This window comes from Actinoplanes sp. NPDC049265, from assembly GCF_043197135.1.
Classification (GTDB): Bacteria; Actinomycetota; Actinomycetes; order Mycobacteriales; family Micromonosporaceae; genus Actinoplanes.
In genome coordinates, this window is the sequence record NZ_JBICSP010000061.1 from 1 (window position 1) to 2,295 (window position 2,295).

The window sequence follows — 2,295 nt, forward strand, 5'->3', positions numbered from 1 at the left end:
CGTTGGAGCGGGTGGCGGCGGGGTTGTCTTATCACGAGCCGCGGGTGACGGTGGTGTCGACGCTGACTGGGGCTGTGGCTTCGGTTGAGGATTTCCGTACGCCGGGTTATTGGGCGGCGCAGGCCCGTCAGCCGGTGCGTTTCGCCGACGCGGTCGCGGTGGCGGCGGAGTGCGGTGGTCGGGTGTTTGTGGAGGCGGGTCCGGATGGGGCGTTGACCACGCTGGGTCCCGATTGCGTTCCTGGCGGGGTGTTCGTTGCCGTGCAGCGTCGGAATCGTCCGGCGGCCGGGCAGTTCCTGACCGCATTGGCGGGCATGTTTGTGGCGGGTTTGCCGGTCGATTGGGCGAAGGTTATCGGGCCTGCTCGGAAGGTCGAGCTGCCAACGTACGCATTCCAGCGGAGCCGGTACTGGCGGCCGCTCGCTGCCGCCTTGCCGGGCGCGGGAGATCACCCGCTGCTGGGGATGGGGATCGAGCTGGCGGGTGGTGGCCTGGTGTTCACCGGGCGGCTGTCGTTGGCGGATCAGCCGTGGCTGGCGGACCACGTTCTGCAGGGCACGGTAGTGGTGCCCGGGGCGGCGCTGGCGGAGATGACGGCCGCGGCCGGAGCACGCGGGGGGTGCAGATGCGTTGAGGAGCTCGTGCTGCAGGCCCCGCTGGTGATTCCTCGTGACGGAGCGGTGCGGGTGCAGCTCGCTGTCGGGGCGCCGGATGAGGCCGGGGGCCGGTCGGTGGTCGTACACAGCCGGCCGGTCAGCGGCGCGGCGCAGTGGACCGAGCACGCCACCGGCTCGCTGTCTTTGACCGGACCGTCCGGCGACGGCTGGGACGGCGGCATGGGGCAATGGCCGCCGGCCGGCGCGAGCGCGGTGGACGTCTCGGGAATGTATGAGGAGCTTGCGGCGGCCGGTTACGAGTACGGGCCGGCGTTCCGGGGGCTGCGCGCGGTGTGGCGGCTCGGGGAGGAGACGTTCACGGAGGTCCAGCTCCCCGATGGTGCCGGGCCGGGCGACACGGAACCGTACGGGGTGCACCCCGCGCTGCTGGACGCGGCGCTGCACGCGACCGGCCTCGACGGGGTCCTGTCGGATACCGGCGGGGCGCCGTTCGGCGGGCGCACCCTGGTCCCGTTCGCGTGGCGGGGCGTGTCGATACACGCGGCCGGAACCACCGCGGCCCGTGTCCGGCTGCGACGCGTCGGCCCCGACGCGCTTCAACTGCACGCTGCCGATGCCCTCGGCCGCCCGGTCCTGACCGTGGACGCGCTGACCCTGCGAACCCTGTCGACCGACCAACTCGGTGCCGATCGGGATGCGCTGTTCACCGTCCGCTGGATCCCATCTCAGGAAGACATAGCTGGGGATAGGCCGGCTGAGGTCGCGGTGGCCGGTGCTGGCGGGCAGGAGCTGGCCGAAGCGCTGGGGGCGGTGAGTGCATATCCGGACTTGGCCGGGGTTGTGGGCGGGGCGCCGCGCGTGGTGCTTTCGCGCGTGGTCGGGGAGCCCGGCGATGCTGGGGCGGGTGGTGCCGGGACAGCGGGGCAGGTGCTGGGTCTGGTGGAGCGGTGGTTGGAGACCGAGCCCTTGGAGGGTTCGGTGCTGGGAGTGGTGACGCGGGGTGCGGTGTCCGTGGAGTCGGGTGAGGCGGTGACCGACCTCGGCGCGGCGTCGGTGTGGGGTCTGGTGCGTTCGGCGCAGGCGGAGAATCCGGGTCGGTTCGCTCTCGTCGATCTTGATCCGGCGGGTTTGGACGCGGTTGCGCTGAGGGCGGCGTGCGACTTGGTGGCGGCTGGTGAGCCGGAGTTGGCGCTGCGCGGGGATCGTGTTTTGGTGCGGCGGTTGGCGCGTCCGGTGCCAGGGGAGTTGCTGGAAGCACCGGCGGGTCCGTGGCGGTTGCGTGCCGAGGGTGGGACGGTGGATGGCCTGGTGTTGGCCGGAGCACCCGAGGCGGCAGGGCCGTTGCGGGCCGGTCAGGTCCGGGTGGCGGTGCGGGCGGCTGGGCTGAACTTCCGTGATGTGTTGGTGGCGTTGGGGATGTATCCCGGTGGTGGGGATATCGGTGCGGAATGCGCCGGGGTGGTCACCGAGGTGGGCCCACAGGTTTCGGGCCTTGTGCCAGGAGACCGGGTGATGGGGTTGGCCGCGGCTGGGTTCGGGCCACTGGTGGTTACCGATTCCCGTCTGCTGGTCCGCGTACCTGAGGGTTGGTCATGGCCGCAGGCAGGATCAACCCCGGTAGCGTTCCTGACCGCTTACTACGCCTTGGTGGTGTTGGCGGGTGTGCGCCGGGGCGAGC

General features: G+C 71.5%; 1 protein-coding gene. It reads left to right on the forward strand.

Going from position 1 to position 2,295, the window contains the following annotated elements; all coding sequences use genetic code 11:
• Positions 1-44 precede the first annotated feature (44 nt).
• A partial coding sequence (locus ACGFIO_RS44300; RefSeq protein WP_392837313.1) for a polyketide synthase dehydratase domain-containing protein occupies positions 45-2,295 on the forward strand: 2,251 nt, incomplete at its 3' end.